Origin of the sequence: Pseudomonas sp. (assembly GCF_051660785.1) — a bacterium.
Lineage (GTDB): Bacteria > Pseudomonadota > Gammaproteobacteria > Pseudomonadales > Pseudomonadaceae > Aquipseudomonas.
The window spans coordinates 1-21,906 of sequence record NZ_JBOFQE010000060.1 but is presented as its reverse complement, the minus strand read 5'-3'; the positions used below and the strand labels follow the sequence as shown (position 1 = coordinate 21,906).

Genomic DNA, 21,906 nt, shown 5'->3' with positions numbered 1-21,906 from the left:
CTCCATAGGCTGAATCCTTCAGCCCTATTCAAGGAAGACGCCCATGCCTGATACCAATCCTCTGCTGCAGCACTGGGACTTGCCGCCCTGGCCGGACATCCGCGCCGAACATCTGGTGCCGGCGATCGAAACAATCATTGCAGACAATCGCCTGGCTATTGCCGACATTATTGCAAGCCAATCCGCGATTCCGAACTGGGACGATCTGGTACTGGCTGTTGATGAAACCGATGCGCGCCTCGATGAGGCCATGGGCATCATCGAAACCCTTTCACTGGTGAAACACGAGGGCAAGGCCTGGGACACTGCCAGCGAGACGTGCGGTGACGCCGTTGCGCGGTACAAGGCTGAAAAGATGGGTAATCCGGCACTGTTCCGGGCGTATCAGCGGCTGACGCAAAGTCCGGCCGCCATGAATTACGATGAACCGCGCAAAGCGGTGCTGAACAAAGTCCTGCGCAGATTTCGCTTGTCAGGAATCGAGTTGCCCATCGAACGACAGCAGACGCTGGCACGACTGAATCGCGACATTGGTGTGCTGCAAGGCCTGTTCCTGAGCAACCTGGAACACGCCAGCGCCGCCTGGAGCAAACGCATCGACGACGTCACGCAATTGAGCGGTCTGTCCGCCGCGACACTGGAGCGTCTGGCACTCAATGCGCAACAGGCAGGGCACAAAGGCTGGCTCATGCGTCTGGACCAGGACACCTACCATCGCGTCATGGCCTATGCCGAAGACCGATCCCTGCGCGAAGAATACTTTGTCGCCTATTTCACCCGGGCTTCGGATCAAGGGCCCCACGCCGGGCAATTCGATAATGCTCCGGTGCTGGAGTTGCTGTTGTCTGTGCGTCACCAGAAAGCCTTGTTGCTCGGGTACGAAAACTACGCGCAACTCAGCCTTGTGACGGAGATGGCCGAATCCACCGAGCAAGTGACCGGTTTCCTGCGGCGGCAGATTCTGCAGGCCACACCGGACATTGAGAAGGATGCGCAGGCGCTCGACGCGTTTGCGCTCGAGCGTGGCATGAGTGAGGTCCAGCCTTGGGACCATGAATTCCTCATCGAACAATTACGCCAGCAACGTCTCGGCGAGGCGCTGAAAAACCTTCGAGTCTACTTTCCGCTAGATGGGACCTTGCAGCGGCTTTGCCTGTTCAGCGAGCGCATGTTTGGTATCCGGATCGTCGAACTGACGGTGTTCAGTCGCTGGCATGACAGCGTGCGCCTGCTTGAAATCAGCGAGTACGACATGGTGATCGGGCATATTTACCTCGATCCTTTTCATCGGGATGAAGCGCCGGACTTTGCCTGGACTTCCACCCCACGTAATCGACGGCTGGACGCCGAAGGGCAGTTGACGCGGCCTATAGCGGTGCTTCATGGCAACTTCACGCCCGGGAATGCCGAGCATCCTTGCCTTCTCGCCCACCAGGACCTGCGCGTTTTGTTCCATGAGTTCGGCCATTGCCTGCAACACATTCTGACCCGCTCGCCTCACCATCGCCTGTCGGGTATTACCCAGCTGGGACGCGATACAGCGGAGTTCACCGGGCAATTGTTCGAGCGTTGGTGTCTGTCTGGGGAGTTTCTGCTGTGGTTGGCTGCTCACCACCAGACCGGAGAGCGCCTGAGCGAAGCACGAGTCGACACAGCATTGGCAGCCATTCAAACCCAGACCTCCCGGCAATCCGCAGAGCTGTTGATGGCTGCATTGTTTGACTTCGAATTGCACCGCAGCCAAGGTGATGGCCGCAGCGTCGAGAAAATCTTCGACGACGTGCAGCGCGAAATTCCCCACCTGCAACTGCCACCCTATTGTCGGTTTGCCAACAGCTTTGACTACATGGTGACCGGGTACGCGGCGTCGGTTTACGCCTACAAATGGTCGGACGTACTGGCGACCGAAGCCTTTAAACGGTTCCAGCAAGACTGGGTATTCAACCCGCAGACCGGCAGGGCGTTCCGCGAAGCTTTTTTTTCACCGGGCGATTCGCGCTCGTTGCTGGTCGCCCTGGAAGAATTCCTCGGACGGCCGATCGCCGACAATTATTTTGCGACCTTGCCAACCAGCGCTACTCATTGAGCCGATACTCACTCAACGTGGGCCGATTGGAACCAACTCTTCATCGAACAGGCCGCAAACGGGCTGGTGCTGCAATCGCCGTTGGCTAGCGCGGTCCGAAGCTTGTCGGCATCAGCCTGCATCATGTAACGCACGCCGTCCTTGAAATGGACACTGTCACCAAAGCCGCCTTGGGTCATTTCGTTCAGGGCGTCTTCCTTGCTCCAGCCTTGCACCACCACCCGATACATCGCCGCCATCAAGCCGGTGCGGTCCGAGCCGTGCATGCAGTGCATGAGCACCGGGCCATTGGATTCGGCGGTCTGGATCGCGCGAAGGGCCGTGAGTACTTGCGCATCATCCACATGATTGGTGCGATAGGGCAGCTGTACCTGAGCAATGCCCGGCGTGGACAACCAGTTTGAATCCGACTCGGGCAGGAAAGTGATGACGGTGGCGACGTTGAGTTTCTTCAATAACGGTACGGCGCCGCTGTCGGGCAAGGCGCTGCGATAAAGAGTCGGGGACATTTGATAGAGGTTGTATTGCACCTCTACGGATTGAGCCCATTCCGCCGGGCGGGGTGAATCGGTGTCGTCCGCGAGGGCTACCGTCAGGTTGAAAAGCGTGGCTAGCGACAACAGGAATGTCACAGGAAAAAGGCGCAATCGGGGCATGCTCGGACAACCGTGTGGGAATAAGGTAGTTAGATGCCACATAGCATCGTCCCTGAGCAGTCAAAGACCCGTGAGACTTCTGTCAAAGAAGCGTGAATTGAACAGCTTCGTCACGGTCTGGTGCTTAATAAAAAAGCGGTACGTAAATTTCGTACCGCTTTAATAGTGCTTGGTTTAGGCACTGGCGTATCAATAATTATAGGTAGCACGCATTTGAGAACAATCAGGGATTAATGATTTTCGAATATGCCGTTGCCAGAGCAATCAGAACTGCTTTGTCCTGGGCATCGAGGCTTCCATCACCGTTCACGTCGGCAGGAGTTTGGCGCATGGAGAAGGTTGCACCACCGTCATTCGAAACGGCTTCGCGGGTGCTGGAGTCCAGTAGGGAGTAGGTGGGTGTGCGACTTTCCGGATCGTAACCCTCTTCCTTGAGAGCAAACTGCATGGAGACCCGAACTTCTTTCGGACTAAATACAGACGGGGCCAACAATTGAAGAAAGATACCGCGCTGGTTGTAATTCGACATTAATTAATTCCTTTTAATAGTTACAACACGACAACTTCGTGTGAAGCGCATACTACCGATTGACAACAACTAAGCCACTGTCTATCTGTTTCTCATAATGACAAGAAACTCACTAGTGAACGAACAACTAGCCCATACTTGACACATTTTCAGGCGCCGAACGGCACTGGCCTATTCGGCTGCGGACCTATACTGTATGAACATACAGCTTAAGGATCATCTCGATGGCTACTTCTTTGCCACCTCGCGGTCGTGGCACCGCCACCAACCCGCACAACCGCTTTGCACCGAATCGTTCGGTGGCCGAGGATGACGGCTGGTATCAGGAAGCGCCGATCACCCAAGGCACCGAGGTGCGCATCGAAACGGCTAAGAACATCATCACCCGCAACAACTCGCCGGACTTGCCTTTTGATCGTTCGATCAATCCCTATCGCGGCTGCGAACACGGTTGCATCTACTGCTATGCGCGACCCAGCCATGCTTATTGGGACATGTCACCGGGGCTCGATTTCGAAACCAAACTGATCGCAAAGACCAATGCCGCCGATGTGCTGGAAGAACAGCTGTCCAGACGCGGCTATCAATGCGCGCCGATCAACCTGGGGTCCAACACCGATCCCTATCAGCCGATCGAGCGCGAACACAAAATCACTCGCCAGACTCTGGAAGTGCTGCTGCGTTATCGACACCCGGTGACGATCATCACCAAGGGATCGCTGATTCTCCGGGATCTGGATCTGCTCGCCGAACTCGCCGAGCAAAGGCTGGTGGCAGTAATGATCAGCCTCACCACCCTCGACGATGAACTCAAACGTATTCTCGAACCGCGCGCGGCTGCGCCCAAGGCTCGGTTGCGGGCCATCCGCGTGATGCGCGAAGCCGGCATTCCGGTGGGCGTGTTGTGTTCGCCGATGATTCCGATGATCAACGACAGCGAACTCGAAAGCCTGCTCGCCGAGGCGCATGCCGCCGGTGCCCAGAGTGCAGCCTATATGATGTTGCGTCTGCCGCTGGAAGTGGCGCCCTTGTTCGAAGAATGGCTGGCCGCCCACTATCCTCAGCGTGCCGCGCATGTGTTGAGCCTGATCCGCCAGAGCCGTGGCGGGGAGCTCTACGACAGCAGGTTTGGCGCACGGATGCGCGGTGAAGGGCCGTTTGCCGATTTGCTGGCGCAACGTTTTGCCAAAACCATCAAGCGCCTGGGGCTCAATCGTCGGGAAGGATTCGATCTGGACTGCAATGCCTTCTGTCCGCCAGGTCGCCAGATGTCATTGATTTGAGGACAATTGCCTTATGGTTTGATAGTGGAAAAAGCGATTGGCCATCAGGCTGGTCACGTTTTCTGTGACCTGGAACACACGTTCTAGAGCGTTTGATTCAGTTTGAGTTAAGTTTCGGCAGATACCTTGTTCATCGAGTGACTGACGGGTCGAGATATTCGGCCTGGATGTTTTTTAACAGCCACTGGCTTCATACCGGACAAAACGGGACAATTCCCTGACTCCGCCAAAGAGGATGAATCATGAGTGACAAGGATAAACAGCCGTTGGCTGCGTCGGCTTCAGCCCAACCTGAGGCGGAAACCGCCGATGCAGCGTTGAAGCATATTGTTGACGGCTTTTTGCATTTTCATCATGAGATTTTTCCGCAGCAGGAAGAACTCTTCAAAAAACTCGCTACGGCTCAGCAGCCACGGGCGATGTTCATTACCTGTGCCGACTCGCGCATCGTCCCCGAACTGATCACCCACAGTTCGCCTGGCGATCTGTTCGTGACCCGCAACGTTGGCAACGTCGTACCGCCTTACGGCCAAATGAACGGTGGCGTTTCCACGGCCATCGAGTACGCGGTCCTGGCGCTTGGCGTGCAGCACATCATCATCTGCGGCCACTCCGATTGCGGCGCGATGCGCGCGGTGCTTAACCCCGACAGCCTGGAAAAGATGCCCACGGTCAAAGCCTGGCTGCGGCATGCGGAAGTCGCGAAAACCATGGTGCACGACAACTGCAACTGCGCCGACGAAAACGAGACGATGCATATCCTCACCGAGGAAAATGTCATCGCCCAATTGCAGCACTTGCGTACTCACCCCTCTGTAGCCTCGCGCATGGCGAACGGTCATCTGTTCATCCATGGCTGGGTCTACGACATCGAAACCAGCGCAATCAAGGCTTATGACGCGGACCAGGGCGGTTTCCTGCCGCTCGATGGCAGCCATCCGATTCCGGTGGCGACGCCCAAAGCGCGCTTCTAAATCTTCCTAAAAATCTGTGTGGTTTGACCCCGGCCGCTGTTTCAGCGGTCCGGCCTTGCCATGCCTGAAGAAAACTTCGGGAGAATTACCATGCGTGCTGCGCAACTCAAAGCTGTTCTGCCACGGGAGCTGCTCGCTTCAGTGGTTGTGTTTCTGGTCGCCCTGCCCTTGTGCATGGGCATCGCCATCGCCTCGGGCTTGCCGCCGGCCAAGGGTTTGATCACCGGGATCATCGGTGGGCTGGTGGTGGGCTGGCTTGCCGGCTCACCGCTGCAAGTCAGTGGCCCGGCGGCGGGTCTGGCGGTGCTGGTATTCGAGCTGGTACGCCAGCATGGCATTGCGATGCTCGGGCCCATCTTGCTGCTCGCAGGTTTTCTGCAATTGATGGCCGGGCGTTTCAAGCTGGGTTGCTGGTTTCGTGTTACGGCGCCAGCGGTGGTGTACGGCATGCTCGCCGGGATTGGCGTGTTGATCGTGCTCTCACAGGTGCATGTGATGCTCGATGCCGTGCCCAAACCTTCCGGGCTGGACAACCTCGCAGCCTTCCCGGTGGCCGTTATCCAGGCCTTGCCTTCCCTTGGCTGGCAAGCCGGTTTGCTGGGGCTGTCGACGATTGCGGTGATGTGGCTGTGGGAGAAATTCCGCCCCCACTCCCTGCGCTTCATTCCCGGCGCACTGCTTGGCGTAGGCCTGGCGACGGTCGCCAGCCTGATGCTCGCCTTGCAGGTCAAGCGCGTTGAAGTCCCGGCCAACCTGGCAGAAGCCATCGACTGGCTGAAGCCTGCCGACTTGCTCAATCTGGCCGACCCCACCCTACTGATCGCTGCTTTCGCCGTAGCCTTCATCGCCAGCGCTGAAACCTTGCTTTCGGCTGCAGCAGTGGACCGTATGCACAGTGGTCAACGCTCCGACTTCGATCGGGAATTGTCGGCACAGGGCGTCGGCAACATGCTCTGCGGTCTGCTCGGCGCGCTGCCTATGACGGGTGTGATTGTGCGCAGTTCGGCCAACGTCCAGGCCGGTGCCACCACGCGAATGTCGGCGATCTTCCACGGTCTGTGGTTGCTGGCTTTCGTGTTGCTGCTGTCCAGTGTGTTGCAAAGCATTCCGGTGGCGAGCCTGGCAGGCGTGCTGGTGTACACCGGCTTCAAACTGGTCGACCTCAAGGCTTTCCGCGGCCTGGGCCGTTATGGCCGGATGCCGATGTTCACTTACGCGGCGACGGCGCTGGCAATCATCTTCACCGACTTGCTGACCGGCGTACTGATCGGCTTCGGACTGACGTTGGCCAAACTGGCCTGGAAAGCGTCGCGGCTGAAGATCAGCCTGATCGACCTGCCGGCGGATGGAGAGATGGAGCTGCGACTGACGGGGGCAGCAACTTTCCTCAAGGTGCCGGCATTGACCCAGGTGTTGGGCACCATTCCCCCAGGCGCGACGGTGCATGTGCCGCTCAACAACCTGAGCTACATCGATCACTCGTGTCTGGAATTGCTTGAGGAATGGGGCCGGGCGAATGCGGCCAAAGGGTCGAAGCTGTTGATTGAAGCGCGGGGGTTGAAGCGCAGGCTTGAAGGACGGTTACGGACTACATCCGGAGTGGGTTCTACGGCATAAAACAAAACCAATGTGGGAGCGAGCCTGCTCGCGATTGCGGTGTGTCATTCAACATTGATGTCGACTGATGCACCGCTATCGCGAGCAGGCTCACTCCCACAAGGGATGGTGTTGACTCTAAATAATCAAGCCGCCGGCTGATCCAGCTCCAGGCCTACGCCCAACCGGCGGGACATGCACGGCCAGCGTTTCCACGCGGCACCCGTGTCCGGGCTGCTGAGCCTTTCACGGTAGATTTCCACCGACTCCAGCGCGAAGCTCTCATCGTCGAGCATGTTGTCCACCGCGTGGTGCACCACTTCATCCAGTTGGTTGGCAAACTCCTCACCGATGAGCTGGTGAGCAATCAGGTTGGCGACAGTCATGTCCAATGGGATCAGTGGCTGGCCAAAATGCTTGATGTACAGGTCATTGACCTCTTCGACAAACCGATGCGCCAGATAGGCTTCGTCCAGCAGGCTGTCGAGCCCGATGTGCCCCGCCATGATCGTCGGCGGCTGGAGAAAGTACTGCTCGGCGATTTTCAGCACCGGTTTGATCTGTGATTCGATACCCGCTTCCCTGGCGACTTCATTGGCTGCGTCCAGCAGATCAGGAACTTCATCAATGTAGGCGGCGACAAAACGCGTCAGCACGCCGTTGGCATCCGCCTCCGGCAATTGGATCGACGGGTGCAGATGAGGCAGTTTGCTTTCCAGCTGACGCGTCAGCAGGCCGGTCTCGGCCTCGTGTTGTTGGGCTTTTTGGATCTGCTCGCGCAATGCGGCGGTGTTCATGAAAACTCCAGGAAACAAAGGCAATGAAATAGGGAAGACATAACTTAGCTGGCTTATGAAAAATGCTAAGACGCATTTGTCATAATTGTTTCATCCTTGAGACGCCTCCGTTATATCGATTTGCCACCACTCGTCTGCATCCTTCTCCATTCGTGACCTTGAACGCAAGTCCCAGCTGTTTCAGATCATTTACGCCATCACATTGCGAGGTAGCACTCCCTGTCTATACTCGGGTGGGAATGGAGTTAGCTGATGACGCCCGACTGCACACGCAGCAAAGGCTCGGCGATTCAAGTTCGTAGTCTGAAAAAGCCGCTCCCTTGCCGCAGGTGAAAGCCGGCGGGATAACAAGAACGATAAGGGGAACCCGCAATGATGCGACATCCACACGTCTGGATGGGCCTCCTGTTGTGGTCGATTTTCAGCCAGGCGCAAGCCGCCTGGACTGTGAATATGGCGCCGGGAGCGACTGAAATCAGTCACGCAGTATTTGACCTGCACATGACCATTTTCTGGATCTGTGTAGTGATCGGCATCATCGTCTTCGGCGCCATGTTCTGGTCGATGATGGTCCACCGCCGCTCCACCGGGCAGGTGGCCGCAAAATTTCATGAAAGCACCACCGTTGAAATCCTCTGGACCATCGTGCCCTTCCTGATCCTGGTGGCCATGGCGGTTCCTGCGACGGCGACCCTGATCAAGATGTACGACGCCAGTGAGCCGGATATCGATATCCAGGTCACCGGCTATCAGTGGAAGTGGCACTACAAATACCTGGGCCAGGACGTCGAGTTCTTCAGCAACCTGACGACCCCCGCCGACCAGATCCACAACAAGGAAACCAAGGGCGAGCATTACTTGCTCGAAGTCGACAAGCCGCTGGTGCTGCCGATTGGCGCCAAGGTGCGCTTCCTCGTGACGTCCGCCGACGTTATTCACTCCTGGTGGGTGCCGGCCTTCGCGGTCAAGCGCGATGCGATCCCGGGGTTCGTCAACGAAGCCTGGACCCGCGTCGACAAGCCCGGCATCTATCGTGGCCAGTGTGCGGAACTGTGCGGCAAGGACCACGGCTTCATGCCGATCGTGGTCGAGGTCAAGGAAAAGGCCGACTACGAAAAATGGCTGGGCGAGCGCAAGGCCGAAGCCCTTCAGCTTAAAGAACTGACCAGCAAGGAATGGACCCTCGACGAGCTCAAGGAGCGCGGCGACAAGGTCTATCACACCACTTGCGTCGCCTGTCACCAGGCCGAAGGCCAGGGCTTGCCGCCAATGTTCCCGGCGCTCAAAGGCTCGAAAATCGCCACCGGACCAAAAGACGCACACCTGAGCATCGTCTACCACGGCAAGCCAGGCACCGCGATGGCGGCATTTGGCAAGCAGCTCTCGGAAGTCGATATCGCGGCGGTCGTGACCTACGAACGTAATGCCTGGGGCAACAACAAAGGCGACATGGTCACTCCTAAAGAAGTGCTGGAGCTGAAACAGGCGGAAAGTAAATGACCCGGTCTATTGCGCAACCAAGGAACCGGTCGGGGCTACGCTCCCCGGCTTGCCCAGCCCATCTGTTTGCAGGAGACACGCCATGAGCGCCGTCATCGATGACCATGGTCATGCCACCGATCACGCCCACGGCCCCGCCAAAGGCCTGATGCGTTGGGTGCTGACCACCAACCACAAGGACATCGGCACGTTGTACCTGTGGTTTGCGTTCTCCATGTTCCTGTTGGGCGGCTCGTTCGCGATGGTGATTCGCGCCGAGCTGTTCCAGCCGGGGCTGCAGATCGTCCAGCCGGAATTCTTCAACCAGATGACCACCATGCACGGCCTGGTCATGGTCTTCGGTGCGGTGATGCCGGCCTTCGTCGGCCTCGCCAACTGGATGATCCCGTTGATGGTCGGCGCACCGGACATGGCCTTGCCACGGATGAACAACTTCAGCTTCTGGCTGCTGCCGGCGGCGTTCATCCTGTTGGTGTCGACCCTGTTCACCCCCGGCGGTGGGCCGAACTTCGGCTGGACGTTCTATGCCCCGCTGTCGACGACCTATGCGCCGGAAAGCGTGACGTTCTTCATCTTCGCCATCCACCTGATGGGGATCAGTTCGATCATGGGTGCGATCAACGTGATCGCGACCATCCTCAACCTGCGCGCCCCCGGCATGACGCTAATGAAAATGCCGCTGTTCGTCTGGACCTGGCTGATCACCGCGTTCCTGCTGATCGCGGTGATGCCGGTGCTGGCCGGGTGCGTGACGATGATGCTGATGGACATCCACTTCGGCACCAGCTTCTTCAGTGCCGCCGGTGGCGGCGACCCGGTGCTGTTCCAGCATGTGTTCTGGTTCTTCGGTCACCCCGAGGTGTACATCATGATCCTGCCGGCCTTCGGTGCCGTCAGCTCGATCATCCCGACCTTCTCGCGCAAGCCGCTGTTCGGCTACACATCGATGGTCTACGCGACGGCGAGCATTGCGTTCCTGTCGTTCATCGTCTGGGCGCACCACATGTTCGTGGTCGGCATTCCGCTGGTGGGCGAGTTGTTCTTCATGTACGCCACGCTGCTGATCGCGGTGCCGACGGGCGTGAAGGTGTTCAACTGGGCCAGCACCATGTGGCAAGGCTCGCTGACGTTCGAGACACCGATGCTGTTCGCGGTGGCGTTCGTGATCCTGTTCTCCATCGGTGGCTTCTCCGGATTGATGCTGGCCATCGCCCCGGCGGACTTCCAGTACCAGGACACGTACTTCGTGGTCGCGCATTTCCACTACGTATTGGTGCCCGGGGCGATCTTCGGAATCTTCGCTTCGGCCTACTACTGGATGCCGAAATGGACCGGCCACATGTACGACGAAACCCTCGGCAAGCTGCACTTCTGGCTCTCGTTCATCGGCATGAACATGGCGTTCTTCCCGATGCACTTTGTAGGGCTGGCAGGCATGCCGCGGCGGATTCCGGACTACAACCTGCAATTCGCCGACTTCAACATGGTCTCGTCGATTGGCGCGTTCATGTTCGGCGCCACGCAGATCTTCTTCCTGTTCATCGTGATCAAAACCATTCGCGGCGGCCCGCCAGCACCGGCCAAACCGTGGGATGGGGCGGAAGGCCTGGAGTGGAGCATCCCGTCACCGGCGCCGTATCACACCTTCACCACACCGCCGGAAGTGAAATGAACACCTTCGCCTGGATGGGTACTGGCCTTGCTTTTGTGGCGAGGGGATTTATCCCCGTTGGGTCGCGAAGCGGACCTAAAACCTGCAATCGAGGTGTAACAGGCACACCGGGCGGGCGGTTTTTACGGCTGCTTCGCAGCCGAACGGGGATAAATCCCCTCGCCACAGGGTTATGTGTTGAGGGTTGGAATCATGGCTGACTCAATTTCGATGAAGAAGCTGGTCACCCGCCTGTTGCTGGTGGTGGTGGCGATGTTTGTCTTCGGGTTTGCCCTGGTGCCGATCTACGACGTGATGTGCAAGGCGTTCGGCATCAATGGCAAGACCTCGGGGCAGTACGAAGGCGAGCAAACGGTCGACACGTCGCGGCAGGTACGCGTGCAGTTCCTGTCGACCAATGCCGCCGACATGTCCTGGGATTTCTATCCCAAGAGTGACGAGCTGACGGCCAACCCGGGGGCGGTGAACGAGATGATCTTCATCGCGCACAACCCGACGGATAAGCCGATGAGCGCGCAAGCGGTGCCGAGCATCGCGCCAAGCAATGCCGCGGCGTACTTCCACAAGACCGAATGTTTCTGCTTTACCCAGCAAGTGCTGCAGCCCGGTCAACGGATCGAGATGCCGGTACGTTTCATCGTTGACCGCGACATGCCCAAGGAAGTGAAGCACCTGACGCTGTCCTACACGCTGTTCGATATCACCGCCCGACATCCACCGGTAGCCGTAAACACTGGCGGTTGAGCGTGCCCGATAAGGAGAACAATAAATGGCAACTCATGAACACTATTACGTACCGGCCCAGAGCAAATGGCCGATCATCGCCACCGTCGGCATGTTCGTCACCGTATTTGGCCTGGCCACCTGGTTCAATGACCTGAAAGCGGCGCGGCCTGAATCCCACGGCCCGCTGATCTTTTTCGTCGGTGGCCTGCTGCTGGCCTACATGCTGTTCGGCTGGTTCGGCACGGTCATCAAGGAAAGTCGCGGCGGCTTGTATAGCGCACAGATGGATCGTTCGTTCCGTTGGGGCATGAGCTGGTTCATTTTCTCGGAGGTGATGTTCTTCATCGCCTTCTTCGGCGCATTGTTTTACGTGCGGCACGTGTCCGGCCCGGCGCTCGGCGGTGAAGGCGCCAAAGGCATGGCGCACATGCTGTGGCCGAACTTCGAATTTATCTGGCCGCTGTTGAACAACCCGGACCCGAAACTCTTTCCGGCACCCAAGGACGTGATCAGCCCGTGGGGCCTGCCGCTGCTCAATACGGTGTTGCTGGTGAGTTCCAGCGTCACCGTGACCATCGCCCACCACGCCTTGAAAAAGGGCCATCGCGGTGCGCTGAAAATCTGGCTGGCGATCACTGTGTTGCTGGGCTGCGCGTTCCTCGGCTTTCAGGCCGAAGAATACATTCACGCCTATCACGAACTGGGTCTGACCCTGGGGTCGGGCATCTACGGCGCAACGTTCTTCATGCTCACCGGGTTCCACGGCGCCCACGTCACTATCGGCACCATCATTCTGTTTGTGATGCTGATGCGGGTCATGCGCGGGCACTTCGATAACGAGCACCAGTTCGGGTTTGAAGCGGCGAGTTGGTATTGGCACTTCGTGGACGTGGTGTGGATCGGGCTGTTCGTTTTCGTCTACGTGCTCTGAGGTTTTACCAAGGTGCATGCGACACCAACTGGCCGCTGAAAAAACCCCAGGCAATCAAGCCGACGGTGATGGCGGCCAGCGCAACACGCACACTCAAGGCAATGACGAGGCGGTTCGAGCTGCTGTCGTCCTTGACCAGAAAAAACAGGCCGCTGAACAGGCTGACAACCGTGGCAATCAGCATCAGGACGATGGCTGCTTTGAGCATGGTGAGACTCCGGGGGAAAGGCGATGCACTTGAGTATAGCTATCGCGACTGCCGACTTTCTGGCGACGCCATGAAGCGTTTTCGGCCGGGCATCGTGCCGACCCTGGTGGTCGCGTTGCTGTTGCCCATGCTGGTGTCACTGGGGTTCTGGCAATTGAGCCGGGGCGCGGAGAAAAGCGCGCTACTGCAAAGCTACGCCGAGCGCCGAGTGGCTGAGCCGATGACCAGCTCCGAGCTGCGACACACCGAGGACCCGGCCTTTCGCCGCGTTCGACTGCACGGCCAGTTCGATGCCGCACACAGCCTGCTGCTGGATAACCGCCAGCGCGACGGCAAGGTCGGCGTCGAACTGCTGCAACCGTTTCAGGATCAGGCGACCGGGCTCTGGCTGCTGGTCAATCGCGGCTGGCTGCCGTGGCCGGATCGGCGCACCCCGCCGCAGTTCACTACCCCGGCTCAACCCCAGAGCCTTGATGCCTGGGTCTATGTCTCTCCCGGCGCCACGTTCCAATTGCACGCCGACCCAAACTCCACGACCTGGCCGCAGCTGGTGACAGCCGTTGAGCCGGCGAAGCTGTGGACGGCCCTCGATCGTGACGGTTTTGCCTACGAATTACGCGCAGAAGCCGGACCCGCGTCCTACCAGGCCGATTGGCCGGTGGTGGCCATGGGGCCGGAAAAACACCTGGCTTATGCCGTGCAGTGGTTCGCGATGTCGATCGCCCTGTTCGGCCTTTATCTCTATCTCGGCTGGCACAACGCAAAGGAGAAACACCATGGGAGCGGCCATGAATCCACCCAGCATGTCTGAGGCGAAAACGCCGGCAAGTCGGCGCAAGGGCCGGTTGCAGCTATTGCTGATCGTGCTTGGGGTGATCGGTCCGATGATCCTCGCCACGGGCATGTACAAATTGCAGTTCTGGGTGCCGGAGGGCCGCAGTTATCACGGCGAGCTGATCGGCAACGGCCAGACCCGTGCCGACCTTGGCGTGCAGGCGCAGGAGGACCGCTGGCAGTTGCTGGTCACGGCGCCGAAAGATTGCTCGGTGGACTGCCAGCAACTGGTGTACCTGGCGCGGCAGATTCAGATCGGCCTCGGCCGCGATGCCGGGCGCGCCAGTCACGCTTTGGCCGCGGCGCAACCGCTGACGGCTGATTACGACGCCAAGCTGACCCGTGAATACCCGCAACTGCAACGTTACCCAATGGACCTGACCACCTTCAGCAAGACCACCGGCGACAAAGCCGTGCCCCAGCTGTGGATCATCGACCCCCACGGCAATCTGGTGCTGCGCTACGACCCGACAGTGAAGGGTAAGGACTTGCTCAACGACCTGCGGCATCTGCTGAAACTGTCGAACATCGGATAAGGGCATCGTCATGGCCAAACCTGGATTTCGCCTCGCGCTGTTTGCCACCTTGCTGGCACTGATAGTGGTGCTGCTCGGCGCCTACACCCGCCTGACTCACGCCGGCCTCGGCTGCCCCGACTGGCCGGGTTGCTACGGCTTCATCAGCGTGCCGAAAAGCGAAGCCCAACTGGCCCATGCCGAATTGCATTTTCCCGATGCGCCCGTCGAAGCCCACAAAGGCTGGAACGAGATGGTCCACCGCTATTTCGCCGGTACGCTCGGGCTGTTGATCTCGGTGCTGGCCGGTCGCGCCTGGGTGCATCGCCGTCATCCGGGGCAACCGGTGAAATTGCCGTTGTTTCTGCTGGCGGTGGTAATCGCCCAAGCGGCGTTCGGCATGTGGACGGTGACGCTCAAGCTCTGGCCGCAAGTGGTGACCGGGCATCTGCTCGGCGGTTTTGCGACTTTGAGCCTGCTGTTTTTGCTGACCTTGCGCCTGTCCGGCGTGCTGCCGGCGCTGACCGTGCCACGGCGTTTGCAGCACTGGGCGACAGCCGGGTTGCTGCTGGTGATCCTGCAAATCGCTCTCGGCGGTTGGGTCAGTTCAAACTACGCGGCGGTGGCCTGTATCGACTTCCCGACCTGCCACGGGCAATGGCTGCCACCGGCTGATTTCGCCAACGGTTTTCACCTGACTCAACACATCGGCCCCAATTACCTCGGCGGGCAACTGGACAGCGACGCCCGCACGGCGATTCATCTGACTCACCGTATCGGCGCAATGCTGGTGACGCTGGTGCTGCTGGGTCTGGCCTGGCAACTGAAGGTGGTCGGCATGACGCGTCTGGCCGGGCTGGTGCTGATCGCCCTCGCCGCGCAGATCACGCTGGGCATCAGCAACGTTGTCTTTCACCTGCCGCTGCCTGTCGCCGTCGCGCACAACGCCGGCGGCGCAGCGCTGTTGCTGACGATGGTGCTGGTCAATTATCACGCGCGGACCAGTCTGGTTCGGGTCAAACAGCAGAATCCTGCACGCTGGCGGTTCAGCCCGCGCAAACACTCAGCCGGGCCCATAACAATAAAAGGAGAGATGCCATGGCGACTCTGATCGGCGAACGTCACAGTCAGGCGATCTGGCGTGACTACCTTGAGCTGACCAAGCCGAAAGTGGTGGTGCTGATGCTCATCACCTCGCTGGTGGGCATGTTCCTCGCGACCCGCGCCGGAGTGCCATGGACGGTGCTGGTGTTCGGCAATCTGGGGATCGCGTTGTGTGCCGGCGGTGCGGCGGCGGTGAACCATGTGGTGGACCGGCGTATCGATGCGGTCATGGCCAGAACTCACAAACGTCCCTTGGCAGAAGGGCGGGTGTCACCGGCGGCGGCGCTGACGTTTGCCTTGGTCTTGGCGGTGCTGGGGCAAGCCGTACTGTTGGCCTTCACCAACGCGCTGACGGCCTGGCTGACCCTCGCGTCCTTGCTCGGCTATGCGGTGGTCTACACCGGATTCCTGAAACGCGCGACGCCGCAGAACATTGTCATCGGTGGCCTCGCCGGTGCTGCCCCGCCGTTGCTCGGCTGGACCGCTGCCACCGGTCATATCAGCGCCGAACCCTTGCTGCTGGTACTGATCATTTTCGCCTGGACTCCTCCGCACTTCTGGGCCCTGGCCATTCACCGCAAAGAGGAATACGCCAAGGCCGATATCCCGATGCTGCCGGTGACCCATGGCGAGCATTACACCAAGGTGCACATCCTGCTTTATACCTTCGCGCTGCTGGCCGTCAGCCTGATGCCTTACGTGATCCACATGAGCGGCATGCTCTACCTGATTTGCGCCCTGGGACTGGGCGCGAGGTTTCTGCAATGGGCCGTGGTGCTGTACCGTGGCACTCGGCCGCACGCGGCGATCAACACCTTCAAGTACTCTATCTGGTACTTGTTCCTGCTGTTTATCGCGCTGCTCGTAGACCACTACCTACTGTTGAACCTATGACTCGAACTCAGAAAACCGTCTTTATCCTCGTCGCCCTGATCGCGCTGGTGCTGGGCCTGACCATCAACAAAGTGCTGTCCGGCAAAGGCCAGGGCGATCCGACGGCGCTGATCGACGCCGGGATCATCTTGCTGCCGCAAAGCCGCAACTTGCCGAACGTGACGATGACCGATCAGGACGGCAAGCCGGTGGCGGTCAATGAGTTGAAAGGCAAGTGGTCGCTGCTGTTCTTCGGCTACACCTTCTGCCCGGACATCTGCCCGACCACCCTCGCCCAACTGCGCCAGATCAAAAGCGAACTGCCACCGGAGGCCGTGGCCAAGTTGCAGATCATCCTGGTCAGCGTCGACCCGAACCGCGACACGCCCAAGCAGCTCAAGCAGTACCTGGGCTACTTCGATCCGCAATTCCAGGGGCTGACGGCGGCGTCGGTTGAAGACATTCAGAAACTGGCCAATGCGGTGAGCATCCCGTTCATTCCGGCGGACACCAGCAAGCCGGCTCCTACAGGGATGGTGTTTCGGGCATAAAAAATGGGGCGCATTCAATGCGCCCCATTTTTGTTAAAGCGTTAAATCAAAACGCCGGCAATACCGCGCCTTTGTACTTCTCGAGAATGAAGGCTTTCACTTCCGGGCTGTGCAGGGCAGCAACCAGTTTCTTCATGTCTTCGCTGTCCTTGTCGTCCGGGCGGGCAACGAGGATGTTCACGTAAGGCGAGTCGTTGCCTTCGATGACCAGCGCGTCCTTGGACGGATCGAGCTTGGCTTCCAGCGCGTAGTTGGTGTTGATCAGCGCCAGATCGACCTGGGTCAGCACACGAGGGATGGTCGCAGCTTCCAGCTCGCGGAATTTCAGGTCCTTGGTGTTCTCGGTGATGTCCTTGACCGTCGAGAGGATGTTGTTCGAATCCTTCAACTTGATCAGGCCAGCCTTGGCCAGCAGCAACAGCGCACGGCCGCCGTTGGTGGCGTCGTTCGGGATCACCACGTTGGCGCCGCCAGGCAGTTCGGTCAGCGCTTTGTATTTGCTGGAGTAAGCGCCCAGCGGCTCCAGGTGCACACCGGCAACAGCGACCAGGTTGGTGCTCTTGGCCTTGTTGAATTCATCAAGGTACGGCTGGTGCTGGAAGAAGTTGGCGTCCAGACGCTTCTCGGCAACCTGCACGTTCGGCTGGATGTAGTCGGTGAAGACTTTGACCTTCAGGTCCACGCCTTCCTTCGCCAGGGCCGGTTTAACGAATTCGAGGATTTCGGCGTGCGGAACCGGAGTGGCTGCGACAGTCAGGGTATCCGCGTGAGCGGAAAACGCTGCAACGGCTGCGAACGCGACGAGTAGTTTTTTCATTCAGCTAACTCCATGTGGGCATCCGCTTGCGGCGCCCGTTCGGCGCCTGCCAGCGAATGGCCGGCTCAATTTTATTTACGAGAGAAATGCACAACCAGCTTGTCGCCGACGGTTTGCAGCACTTGAACCAGCACCAGCAGCAACATCACCGTCACGACCATCACATCAGGCTGGAAACGCTGGTAACCAAAACGGATCGCCAGGTCGCCCAGGCCTCCCGCGCCGACCACACCGGCCATTGCCGTGTAGGACACCAGTGTAATCGCTGTCACCGTAATCGCCGCGAAGATGCCCGGGCGGGCTTCCGGCAGCAAGGCATTGGTGATGATCTGCCGTGTCGTGGCGCCCATGGCCTGGGTCGCCTCGATGATGCCGCGATCCACTTCACGCAGGGCGGTTTCCACCAGTCGCGCGAAGAATGGCGTAGCGCCAATCACCAACGGTGGAATCGCACCGGCGACCCCGAGGGACGTGCCGGTGATCAACACGGTGAACGGGATCATCACGATCAGCAGAATAATGAACGGCAGTGAGCGCAGGATGTTCACCATCAGCGACAGCATGGCGTAGACGCCTTTGGCTTCCAGCAACTGACGCGGGCTGCAGAGGAACAACAACACGCCCAACGGCAGGCCGAGCAGGACGGTGAACAACAACGAACCGAAAAGCATCAGCAAGGTGTCGCCGGTGGCCAGCCAGATTTCGAACCAGTCGATGTTGACGAAGAAACTTGTCAGGACTTCCATCAGCGCAGGACCTCCATGTGGACATCAGCCGCGGTGAAGTGGGCAAACGCCGCCTCCATGTCGCCACCGGTGACGGCCAGGGTCAGTTGTCCGTAGGGAATGTCTTTGATGCGGTCGATACGACCGGCCAGGATGCTGTAGTCCACACCCGTTTCCCGGGCAACGGTACCCAGCAACGGCGCGTAGGTCGCTTCGCCCTGGAAGGTCAGACGCACGATACGGCCCGGCACGTGAGCGAAGTCGTCACGCTGTTCGCTTTCGTCGATCTGCTCGTCTTCCTGCACGAAACGCTTGGTGGTCGGGTGCTTGGGATGCAGGAACACCTCGGCCACCGAACCTTGCTCGACGATCACGCCCGCGTCCATGACCGCCACCTGGTCGCAGACCCGGCGGATCACATCCATCTCGTGGGTGATCAGGACGATGGTCAGTTTCAGCTCGCGATTGATCTCGGCCAGCAATTGCAGGACCGACGCCGTGGTCTGCGGGTCCAGGGCGCTGGTGGCTTCGTCGCACAGCAGGATTTTCGGTTTGGTCGCCAGGGCGCGGGCAATGCCGACACGCTGCTTCTGGCCGCCGGACAGCTGCGCCGGGTACTTTTTGGCGTGGTCGGACAAACCGACCCGCGCCAGCAACTCGGCGACACGCTTGTCGATCTCGTTGCGCGACAGTTCACCGGCGAGGGTCAGCGGCAGCGCGACGTTATCAGCCACGGTCTTGGACGCCAGCAGATTGAAGTGCTGGAAAATCATCCCGACTTGCTGGCGGAAGCGCCGCAGGCTGTTGGCGTCGAGCGCCGTGACTTCTTCGCCATCGACGAAGATCTTGCCGCCACTGGACTCTTCCAGGCGATTGATCAGACGCAGCAGGGTACTTTTTCCTGCACCGGAATGACCGATCAGGCCGAAGACCTGACCGTTCTCAATCGTCAGACTGGTCGGGTGCAGGGCGGGGATATCCTTACCGGCAACGCGGTAGGTTTTGTGGACGTTTTGAAACTCGATCACGTAGCGAACCTTGTGGGGCGCGTTGGAAAAGGATCAGCGGTTAGCCGGGCGCGCATTTTAGCCTGTCCGTATAGAGGTTATTAGCATTTATTCCGCATTCAACCTTCCATTTGGCAATAACGCGATCAAAGGTTAGAAAAAAGGAACGGCTGAAATCCTCACCAGTCACTAATTAAGCAACTCGAACTGCCAGGTGCCGTGCCTGGAACATTGCTCACAAGTCCGGCTAGGACGAGATCGCAACGAGGAGTTTAAGACTGATGAGTACCAAGAAACCTGTCGCCCCCAAAAGCGCACTGGCCGGGACCGATACCCTGGACCGCGGCAACACCAATGCCAAGCTCGACAGCCTGGAAAAATTCCGCTCCGACGCCACCGAACAAGCCCTGCGCACCAACCAGGGCGTGAAGGTTTCGGACAACCAGAACACCCTGAAAGTCGGCGCCCGCGGGCCGTCGTTGCTGGAAGACTTCATCATGCGTGAAAAAATCACGCATTTTGACCATGAACGCATCCCGGAGCGCATCGTCCATGCCCGCGGCACCGGCGCTCATGGTTTTTTCCAGAGCTATGAAAACCATTCCGTACTGACCAAGGCCGGTTTCCTGCAGGACCCGGGCAAGAAAACCCCGGTGTTCGTGCGTTTTTCCACCGTGCAGGGCCCGCGCGGGTCGGGCGATACCGTGCGAGACGTACGAGGTTTCGCCGTGAAGTTCTTCACCGACGAAGGCAACTTCGACCTTGTGGGCAACAACATGCCGGTGTTCTTCATTCAGGATGCGATCAAATTCCCTGACTTCGTGCACGCGGTGAAACCCGAGCCACACAATGAGATTCCTACGGGCGGTTCGGCGCACGACACCTTTTGGGATTTTGTCTCGCTGGTGCCGGAATCGGCGCACATGGTGATGTGGGCGATGTCTGACCGGGCGATTCCGAAAAGCCTGCGAAGCATGCAGGGTTTTGGCGTGCATACGTTCCGTCTGATCAATGCCGAGGGCAAATCCCGCTTCGTCAAATTCCACTGGCGCCCTTCCGCCGGGACCTGCTCGCTGGTCTGGGATGAAGCCCAGAAACTTGCCGGCAAAGACACCGACTACCACCGCCGCGATCTCTGGGAATCAATCGAGATGGGCGATTACCCGGAATGGGAGTTGGGCGTACAGGTGGTCGAAGAGGAAAACGAACATTCCTTCGATTTCGACATTCTCGACCCGACCAAGATCATTCCCGAGGAAATCGTACCGATCACCCCGTTGGGCAAAATGACCCTCAACCGCAACCCCGACAACTTCTTCGCCGAAACCGAGCAGGTTGCGTTTTGCCCGGGCCATATCGTGCCGGGCATCGACTTCTCCAACGATCCGTTGCTGCAAGGTCGGCTGTTTTCCTACACCGATACGCAAATCAGCCGACTCGGCGGTCCGAATTTTCACGAGATCCCGATCAATCGTCCGGTGGCCCCCTTCCATAATGGCCAGCGGGATGCAATGCACCGCACCACCATCGACAAGGGGCGCGCGTCCTACGAACCGAACTCCATCGACGGCGGCTGGCCGAAAGAAACGCCGCCCGCCGCGCAGAATGGCGGATTCGAGACGTATCCCGAGCGTATCGACGCCAACAAGATCCGTCAGCGCAGCGAGTCGTTCAGCGATCACTTCTCCCAGGCGCGACTGTTCTTTCACAGCATGAGCAAACACGAGCAGGAACACATCATCTCGGCCTACAGCTTTGAGCTGGGCAAGGTCGAGCGGGAGTTTATCCGTGCGCGCGAAGTGAATGAGATCCTCGCCAATATCGACCTGGAACTGGCCAAACGTGTGGCGCAGAACCTTGGCTTGCCGGCACCGAAGGCCGGGACGGTCGATGTGCCGAAAATCTCCCTGGACCGCTCGCCGGCGCTGAGCCAGGCCAATTTGTTGCCGGGCGATATCAAAACCCGAAAAGTCGCGATTCTGGCGGCCAACGGTGTCGATGGCGCTGCAATCGATGCAATGAAGAAGGCGCTGAAGGCCGAAGGTGCGCATGCCAAGTTGCTTGGCCCGACCTCCGCGCCCGTCACCACTGCCGATGGAAAGGCACTGCCGGTGGACGCTTCGATGGAGGGTTTGCCTTCCGTGGCATTCGACGCGGTATTCGTGCCCGGTGGCGCGGCGTCGATCAAGGCGTTGAGCGGCGATGGCGTGGCTTTGCACTATCTGTTGGAGGCGTACAAGCACTTGAAGGCGATTGCGTTGCATGGCGAGGCTAAGCAGTTGCTGGATGTGTTGAAGCTTGAGGTGGATGCGGGGCTGATCGTGGGCACGGATGCCAAGTTGATCAAACCGTTTTTCACGGCTATCGGGCAGCATCGTGTTTGGGATCGGGAGCCGAAGGCCAAGGCGATTCCGGCTTAAGCTTTTGTATAGATAGCAAGGACGCTATCGCGAGCAGGCTCGCTCCCACAGGGTTTGGGGTTGAGCACAGATTTGTGTTCACCTCCAAACCACTGTGGGAGC

20 protein-coding genes and 1 pseudogene are annotated in these 21,906 nt (G+C 59.0%); 14 read left to right on the top strand and 7 right to left on the bottom strand.

The features are described 5' to 3' along the window. The first annotated feature begins 43 nt into the window (after nucleotides 1-43). Complete coding sequence (locus tag ACRC4F_RS17170) at nucleotides 44-2,086, top strand: M3 family metallopeptidase (RefSeq protein WP_438660428.1); 2,043 nt, start codon at nucleotides 44-46, stop codon at nucleotides 2,084-2,086. An 8-nt stretch (nucleotides 2,087-2,094) separates the two neighbouring features. Here the strand turns inward: ACRC4F_RS17170 and ACRC4F_RS17165 are convergent, their stop codons facing one another. Then, the gene (locus ACRC4F_RS17165) at nucleotides 2,095-2,742 is read right to left on the bottom strand and encodes a phosphatase domain-containing protein (RefSeq protein WP_438660427.1); all 648 of its coding nucleotides are present in this window, start codon (nucleotides 2,740-2,742) and stop codon (nucleotides 2,095-2,097) included. Nucleotides 2,743-2,965: 223 nt separating this feature from the next. Beyond that, nucleotides 2,966-3,271: a hypothetical protein gene (locus ACRC4F_RS17160; RefSeq protein WP_438660426.1), complete on the bottom strand. Its 306-nt coding sequence runs from the start codon at nucleotides 3,269-3,271 to the stop codon at nucleotides 2,966-2,968. Between the two features lie 224 nt (nucleotides 3,272-3,495). Between ACRC4F_RS17160 and ACRC4F_RS17155 the strand changes: the two genes are divergently transcribed. The 3 genes from ACRC4F_RS17155 to ACRC4F_RS17145 all read left to right on the top strand — a co-directional run bounded on the left by ACRC4F_RS17155 (nucleotide 3,496) and on the right by ACRC4F_RS17145 (nucleotide 7,145). Further along, the gene (locus tag ACRC4F_RS17155; protein WP_438660425.1) at nucleotides 3,496-4,554 is read left to right on the top strand and encodes a PA0069 family radical SAM protein; all 1,059 of its coding nucleotides are present in this window, start codon (nucleotides 3,496-3,498) and stop codon (nucleotides 4,552-4,554) included. Nucleotides 4,555-4,796: 242 nt separating this feature from the next. Then, a complete protein-coding gene (locus ACRC4F_RS17150) occupies nucleotides 4,797-5,528 on the top strand; it encodes a carbonic anhydrase (protein WP_438660424.1) in 732 nt (243 codons plus the stop codon). Between the two features lie 90 nt (nucleotides 5,529-5,618). Further along, nucleotides 5,619-7,145 carry a SulP family inorganic anion transporter gene (locus ACRC4F_RS17145; RefSeq protein WP_438660423.1) on the top strand — a complete coding sequence of 509 codons (1,527 nt, stop codon included), beginning with the start codon at nucleotides 5,619-5,621 and terminating at the stop codon, nucleotides 7,143-7,145. A 125-nt stretch (nucleotides 7,146-7,270) separates the two neighbouring features. Here ACRC4F_RS17145 and ACRC4F_RS17140 read toward each other — a convergent pair whose 3' ends face one another. Beyond that, nucleotides 7,271-7,921 (bottom strand): hypothetical protein, encoded by a 651-nt coding sequence (locus ACRC4F_RS17140; RefSeq protein WP_438660422.1) that lies wholly within the window; start codon nucleotides 7,919-7,921, stop codon nucleotides 7,271-7,273. A gap of 372 nt (nucleotides 7,922-8,293) precedes the next feature. Here ACRC4F_RS17140 and coxB point away from each other — a divergent pair, with 372 nt between their 5' ends. From coxB to ACRC4F_RS17120, 4 genes are all read left to right on the top strand, one after another. Continuing rightward, nucleotides 8,294-9,421, top strand: a complete 1,128-nt coding sequence (coxB, locus tag ACRC4F_RS17135) for a cytochrome c oxidase subunit II (protein ID WP_438660421.1) — start codon at nucleotides 8,294-8,296, stop codon at nucleotides 9,419-9,421. Between the two features lie 82 nt (nucleotides 9,422-9,503). Then, nucleotides 9,504-11,093 carry a cytochrome c oxidase subunit I gene (ctaD, locus tag ACRC4F_RS17130; RefSeq protein ID WP_438660420.1) on the top strand — a complete coding sequence of 530 codons (1,590 nt, stop codon included), beginning with the start codon at nucleotides 9,504-9,506 and terminating at the stop codon, nucleotides 11,091-11,093. Between the two features lie 192 nt (nucleotides 11,094-11,285). Beyond that, the gene (locus ACRC4F_RS17125; protein WP_438660419.1) at nucleotides 11,286-11,837 is read left to right on the top strand and encodes a cytochrome c oxidase assembly protein; all 552 of its coding nucleotides are present in this window, start codon (nucleotides 11,286-11,288) and stop codon (nucleotides 11,835-11,837) included. A gap of 25 nt (nucleotides 11,838-11,862) precedes the next feature. Beyond that, a complete protein-coding gene (locus ACRC4F_RS17120) occupies nucleotides 11,863-12,750 on the top strand; it encodes a cytochrome c oxidase subunit 3 (RefSeq protein ID WP_438660418.1) in 888 nt (295 codons plus the stop codon). Nucleotides 12,751-12,754: 4 nt separating this feature from the next. Here ACRC4F_RS17120 and ACRC4F_RS17115 read toward each other — a convergent pair whose 3' ends face one another. Then, nucleotides 12,755-12,958: a twin transmembrane helix small protein gene (locus tag ACRC4F_RS17115; protein WP_008064738.1), complete on the bottom strand. Its 204-nt coding sequence runs from the start codon at nucleotides 12,956-12,958 to the stop codon at nucleotides 12,755-12,757. A 70-nt stretch (nucleotides 12,959-13,028) separates the two neighbouring features. On the opposite strand from ACRC4F_RS17115, the gene ACRC4F_RS17110 reads away from it, so the two are divergent. The 5 genes and pseudogenes from ACRC4F_RS17110 to ACRC4F_RS17090 all read left to right on the top strand — a co-directional run. After that, complete coding sequence (locus tag ACRC4F_RS17110; RefSeq protein ID WP_438660417.1) at nucleotides 13,029-13,769, top strand: SURF1 family protein; 741 nt, start codon at nucleotides 13,029-13,031, stop codon at nucleotides 13,767-13,769. Next, the gene (locus tag ACRC4F_RS17105; protein WP_438660416.1) at nucleotides 13,735-14,328 is read left to right on the top strand and encodes a hypothetical protein; all 594 of its coding nucleotides are present in this window, start codon (nucleotides 13,735-13,737) and stop codon (nucleotides 14,326-14,328) included. Before ACRC4F_RS17110 ends, ACRC4F_RS17105 begins: the two co-directional genes overlap by 35 nt. A 10-nt stretch (nucleotides 14,329-14,338) precedes the next feature. After that, nucleotides 14,339-15,418 (top strand): COX15/CtaA family protein, encoded by a 1,080-nt coding sequence (locus ACRC4F_RS17100; RefSeq protein ID WP_438660415.1) that lies wholly within the window; start codon nucleotides 14,339-14,341, stop codon nucleotides 15,416-15,418. Continuing rightward, nucleotides 15,406-16,305, top strand: a complete 900-nt coding sequence (cyoE, locus tag ACRC4F_RS17095; protein ID WP_438660414.1) for a heme o synthase — start codon at nucleotides 15,406-15,408, stop codon at nucleotides 16,303-16,305. The genes ACRC4F_RS17100 and cyoE overlap by 13 nt, the downstream gene beginning before the upstream one ends. Further along, nucleotides 16,302-16,805: pseudogene (locus ACRC4F_RS17090) on the top strand (SCO family protein); the annotation flags it as partial. The gene cyoE and the pseudogene ACRC4F_RS17090, both read left to right, overlap by 4 nt. A gap of 76 nt (nucleotides 16,806-16,881) precedes the next feature. Here the strand turns inward: ACRC4F_RS17090 and ACRC4F_RS17085 are convergent. The 3 genes from ACRC4F_RS17085 to ACRC4F_RS17075 all read right to left on the bottom strand — a co-directional run bounded on the left by ACRC4F_RS17085 (nucleotide 16,882) and on the right by ACRC4F_RS17075 (nucleotide 19,405). Next, nucleotides 16,882-17,652 (bottom strand): MetQ/NlpA family ABC transporter substrate-binding protein, encoded by a 771-nt coding sequence (locus tag ACRC4F_RS17085; protein WP_438660413.1) that lies wholly within the window; start codon nucleotides 17,650-17,652, stop codon nucleotides 16,882-16,884. Between the two features lie 71 nt (nucleotides 17,653-17,723). Beyond that, nucleotides 17,724-18,398, bottom strand: coding sequence for a methionine ABC transporter permease (locus ACRC4F_RS17080; RefSeq protein ID WP_131059102.1), 675 nt, complete (start codon nucleotides 18,396-18,398; stop codon nucleotides 17,724-17,726). Beyond that, a complete protein-coding gene (locus ACRC4F_RS17075; RefSeq protein ID WP_438660412.1) occupies nucleotides 18,398-19,405 on the bottom strand; it encodes a methionine ABC transporter ATP-binding protein in 1,008 nt (335 codons plus the stop codon). The genes ACRC4F_RS17080 and ACRC4F_RS17075 overlap by 1 nt, the downstream gene beginning before the upstream one ends. A 260-nt stretch (nucleotides 19,406-19,665) precedes the next feature. On the opposite strand from ACRC4F_RS17075, the gene katE reads away from it, so the two are divergent. Beyond that, nucleotides 19,666-21,804, top strand: coding sequence for a catalase HPII (gene katE / locus ACRC4F_RS17070; protein ID WP_438660411.1), 2,139 nt, complete (start codon nucleotides 19,666-19,668; stop codon nucleotides 21,802-21,804). The last annotated feature ends 102 nt before the right edge of the window (nucleotides 21,805-21,906 follow it).

Excerpts from the sequence above, each read along its gene's own strand:
- ACRC4F_RS17170 (WP_438660428.1), top strand. The coding sequence starts at position 44 with ATGCCTGATACCAATCCTCTGCTGCAGCACTGGGACTTGCCGCCCTGG.
- ACRC4F_RS17165 (WP_438660427.1), bottom strand. The coding sequence starts at position 2,742 with ATGCCCCGATTGCGCCTTTTTCCTGTGACATTCCTGTTGTCGCTAGCC.
- ACRC4F_RS17160 (WP_438660426.1), bottom strand. The coding sequence starts at position 3,271 with ATGTCGAATTACAACCAGCGCGGTATCTTTCTTCAATTGTTGGCCCCG.
- ACRC4F_RS17155 (WP_438660425.1), top strand. The coding sequence starts at position 3,496 with ATGGCTACTTCTTTGCCACCTCGCGGTCGTGGCACCGCCACCAACCCG.
- ACRC4F_RS17150 (WP_438660424.1), top strand. The coding sequence starts at position 4,797 with ATGAGTGACAAGGATAAACAGCCGTTGGCTGCGTCGGCTTCAGCCCAA.
- ACRC4F_RS17145 (WP_438660423.1), top strand. The coding sequence starts at position 5,619 with ATGCGTGCTGCGCAACTCAAAGCTGTTCTGCCACGGGAGCTGCTCGCT.
- ACRC4F_RS17140 (WP_438660422.1), bottom strand. The coding sequence starts at position 7,921 with ATGAACACCGCCGCATTGCGCGAGCAGATCCAAAAAGCCCAACAACAC.
- coxB (WP_438660421.1), top strand. The coding sequence starts at position 8,294 with ATGATGCGACATCCACACGTCTGGATGGGCCTCCTGTTGTGGTCGATT.
- ctaD (WP_438660420.1), top strand. The coding sequence starts at position 9,504 with ATGAGCGCCGTCATCGATGACCATGGTCATGCCACCGATCACGCCCAC.
- ACRC4F_RS17125 (WP_438660419.1), top strand. The coding sequence starts at position 11,286 with ATGGCTGACTCAATTTCGATGAAGAAGCTGGTCACCCGCCTGTTGCTG.
- ACRC4F_RS17120 (WP_438660418.1), top strand. The coding sequence starts at position 11,863 with ATGGCAACTCATGAACACTATTACGTACCGGCCCAGAGCAAATGGCCG.
- ACRC4F_RS17115 (WP_008064738.1), bottom strand. The coding sequence starts at position 12,958 with ATGCTCAAAGCAGCCATCGTCCTGATGCTGATTGCCACGGTTGTCAGC.
- ACRC4F_RS17110 (WP_438660417.1), top strand. The coding sequence starts at position 13,029 with ATGAAGCGTTTTCGGCCGGGCATCGTGCCGACCCTGGTGGTCGCGTTG.
- ACRC4F_RS17105 (WP_438660416.1), top strand. The coding sequence starts at position 13,735 with ATGGGAGCGGCCATGAATCCACCCAGCATGTCTGAGGCGAAAACGCCG.
- ACRC4F_RS17100 (WP_438660415.1), top strand. The coding sequence starts at position 14,339 with ATGGCCAAACCTGGATTTCGCCTCGCGCTGTTTGCCACCTTGCTGGCA.
- cyoE (WP_438660414.1), top strand. The coding sequence starts at position 15,406 with ATGGCGACTCTGATCGGCGAACGTCACAGTCAGGCGATCTGGCGTGAC.
- ACRC4F_RS17085 (WP_438660413.1), bottom strand. The coding sequence starts at position 17,652 with ATGAAAAAACTACTCGTCGCGTTCGCAGCCGTTGCAGCGTTTTCCGCT.
- ACRC4F_RS17080 (WP_131059102.1), bottom strand. The coding sequence starts at position 18,398 with ATGGAAGTCCTGACAAGTTTCTTCGTCAACATCGACTGGTTCGAAATC.
- katE (WP_438660411.1), top strand. The coding sequence starts at position 19,666 with ATGAGTACCAAGAAACCTGTCGCCCCCAAAAGCGCACTGGCCGGGACC.